The sequence below is a fragment of the Micromonospora sp. 4G55 genome, from assembly GCF_016803375.1.
This window is the reverse complement of record NZ_JAEVHN010000718.1, coordinates 1-2993: the sequence shown is the minus strand read 5'-3', so window position 1 is coordinate 2993 and position 2993 is coordinate 1. Positions and strand designations below refer to the sequence as shown.

Here is a 2993-nt window from a genome sequence, read left to right as displayed (position 1 = left end):
CCGCAAGATCCGCCCACTTTTCACGGAAAGCGGGGCTATGGCGCGTTCCATAGCCCCGCTTTCCGCGAAAGTGCGTGCGCGGCGGGGCGCGGGGACCGGGGCGCGGCGACCGGGAGGCGAGATGGGGACGCCCCGGAGCGGTTGCTCCGGGGCCCGTTCGTGGGCGGGGTCCTGCCGTCAGGCGGCGGGGACCTCGGCGGTGGTGCGGATGCGGTCCAGGGCCGGCGCGCTGACCGGCGAGGACGCGGTCAGGTACGCCACGAAGGCATCCAGGTCGATCATGCCGGTGACCTGGTTGGTGCCGCTCTTGAGCGCGGTGAACCCGTCACCGCCACCGGCCAGGAAGTTGTTCACCGTCACCCGGTAGGTGCCGGCGTCGGTGACCGTCACGCCGCCGAGGGTGAGGCTGCCCCGGACGACCCGGGTACCGGCGCACGGGTCGGCGGTGGTGCCGGTGGTGCCGTTCACGTCGACCGTGTAGCGGACCGTCGAGGACGGGTAGAGCGTCCGGCCGACGACGAACTGCTGCTCCAGCACGCAGTAGAGCTGCGCGCCGGTGAGGTCGAGCGTGACCAGGTTGTTGGCGAACGGCTGGACCGTGAACGCCTCCTCGTAGGTGACCTGGCCGGCGTCGAGGTCGGCGCGGACACCACCGGGGTTCATGAACGCGCCGAGCGCGCCCTGCTCGTTGTCGGTCGCCGCGAACTGCGCGTCGGCGATCACGTTGCCGAGCGGGGACTCGCCCTTGGCCGTACCGAACAGGGTCTCCTGCACGCGGTTCAGCGGCTCGGCGGTCTCGCCGACGACCTTGGTGGCGACCGGGCCGAGCGCCGTCTTGTAGCGGGTGATCAGCTCGGTCTGCGCCGCGTCCTTGGTGACGTCCCGGGTGACCACGACGTTGTTGGCCTTGGCGGTCAGCACGTCGCCGGTCTTCCGGTCGATCTGCAGGTCGATGTCGGTGACCAGGCGACCGAACGAGCTGGCGCTGGTGACCAGCTTGCCGTTGATCTCGCAGTTGTACGCCTGGTGGGTGTGCCCGCTGACCACCACGTCGATCGACGGGTCCATCCGGTTGGCGATGTCGACGATCGGGCCGGTGAAGCCCTTGCAGTCGTTGATGCCGCCGGTGGCGTCCTGCTGACCGCCCTCGTGCAGCAGCACGACGATGGTCTGCACGCCCTGCGAGCGCAGGATGCGGGCGTACTTGTTGGCGGTCTCCGCCTCGTCGCTGAAGGTGAGGCCGGCGACGCCCTCCTGCGAGACGATCTGCGGGGTGCCCTCCAGGGTCATCCCGATGAAGCCGACCTTGACGCCGTCGACCTTCTTGACCGCGTACGGCGGCAGCAGCGGCTGGCCGGTCGCGGTCTTGAACGCGTTGGCGGAGAGGTACTGGAAGCCGGCGCCCGTGTACGGGGTGCCGTCCGCGCAGCCGTCGACCGGGTGGCAGCCGCCGTTCTGGATGCGCAGCAGCTCGTTGGCGCCCTCGTCGAACTCGTGGTTGCCGACGCTGGCGAAGTCCAGCCCGGCCATGGTGAGCGACTCGATGGTCGGCTCGTCGTGGAACGCGGCGGAGAGCAGCGGGGAGGCGCCGATCAGGTCACCGGCGGCGACCGTGATGGTGCGCTCCCGCTCCTCCTCGGTGGCGCCGCGCAGGGCGGCGAGCTGGGTGGCGAGGTATTCGGCGCCACCCGCGGGCTGGCCGGCGATGGTGCCGCTGGAGCCGGTCGGCGGTTCGAGGTTGCCGTGGAAGTCGTTGAGGGCGAGCAGCTTGACGTCGACCGGCTTGGGGCCGGCCTCGGCCTGGCTCGGGTTGACGGCGACCGTGCTCAGCGCGGCCGCGGCGAGTGCGGTCAGGCCGATGGCGGCCCGACGCATCCCGGGGACGGACATGGAACTCCTCGTGAGGTTCGGCGTTGGACGCGGCACGGGCGATGGTTCGCCCGGCCACCCTGATCCGTGCCGTGACAGGGGTCGATCGCGGATGGCGGCGGTCGGGGGTCGCCGCTCCGTCAGGGACAGCCTCTCATCTACGCCACCGCCGGTCGACTGGGGAAGTCGAACAGACCTGCGGATACGTGAGGTGACCCGGCCTGGACGTTCGGACCATTCCGACATGACGGGTAGGTGAGAGCAGTCCGGCGGTTGGCGTCGGATTCGCGTCGGTGGCACCGACCAGGATGGGAGACGACGACGAGGAGAGGATCCATGGATGACTGACGCGACCCTGGCGGTGGGCACGGTGCGCTCCGCCGACGGCACGACCATCGCGTACGAGCGCAGCGGCGACGGGCCGGCAATCGTGCTGGTGGGCGGCGCGTTCAACGACCGGACCACCACTCGCGCGGTGGCCGCCGCGCTGGCGGCGGACTTCACCGTGTTCGGGTACGACCGGCGCGGGCGGGGCGACAGTGGCGACACCGCCCCGTACACGGTGCAGCGGGAGATCGAGGACCTGGCCGCGCTGATCGGGGCGGCCGGTGGTGCGGCGTACCTCTACGGGATCTCGTCCGGCGCGATCCTCGCCGCCCTGGCGACCGCCGCCGGCTCCCGGTCGCCGGGCTGGCCCTCTTCGAGCCGCCGTTCCGGGTCGGGCCGCACGACGGGTCGGGCGCGGCGCTCGCGCCCCGGCTGGCCGAGCTGGTGACGGCGGGCCGGCGGGGCGACGCGGTCGAGTGCTTCCTGCGCGACGCGGTGGGCCTCCCCGACGAGCAGGTACGCGGCATGCGTGACCAGCCGATGTGGCCCTGGCTGGAGATGATGGCCCCGTCCCTGGTCCACGACGCCACCGTCAGCGGGGACGGCACTCTTCCCGCCGATCGGCTCGCCAGCATCACCGCGCCGACGGTGGTGCTGGACAGCACGGGCAGCCCGCAGTGGCTGCGCGACGCCACGGGCGCGACCGCCGAGGCGGTGCCGGGTGCCCGGCGGGTGAGCCTGGACGGCGGTTTCCACGAGGTGCCTGCCGACCGGCTCGCCGCCGAGCTGCGCCGCCT

Annotated in this window: 2 protein-coding genes and 1 pseudogene; 2 read left to right on the top strand and 1 reads right to left on the bottom strand. The window is 72.1% G+C overall.

Features of this window, described 5'->3' with window-relative positions:
- Positions 1-177: 177 nt before the first annotated feature.
- On the bottom strand, positions 178-1890 hold the full coding sequence (locus JNW89_RS32935; protein WP_238452014.1) for a bifunctional UDP-sugar hydrolase/5'-nucleotidase: 1713 nt from the start codon (positions 1888-1890) through the stop codon (positions 178-180).
- Positions 1891-2209: 319 nt separating this feature from the next.
- On the opposite strand from JNW89_RS32935, the gene JNW89_RS32930 reads away from it, so the two are divergent.
- Together JNW89_RS32930 and JNW89_RS32925 are read left to right on the top strand one after the other, a co-directional pair.
- Entirely contained in the window at positions 2210-2644 is a 435-nt protein-coding gene (locus JNW89_RS32930) for an alpha/beta fold hydrolase (protein WP_238452013.1), read from the top strand.
- A pseudogene (locus JNW89_RS32925) lies at positions 2641-2993 on the top strand (alpha/beta hydrolase); the annotation flags it as partial. The gene JNW89_RS32930 and the pseudogene JNW89_RS32925, both read left to right, overlap by 4 nt.

What these genes read in the sequence shown, in the direction of transcription:
- JNW89_RS32935 (WP_238452014.1), bottom strand. Translation starts at nt 1,890, where the DNA reads ATGTCCGTCCCCGGGATGCGTCGGGCCGCCATCGGCCTGACCGCACTC.
- JNW89_RS32930 (WP_238452013.1), top strand. Translation starts at nt 2,210, where the DNA reads ATGACTGACGCGACCCTGGCGGTGGGCACGGTGCGCTCCGCCGACGGC.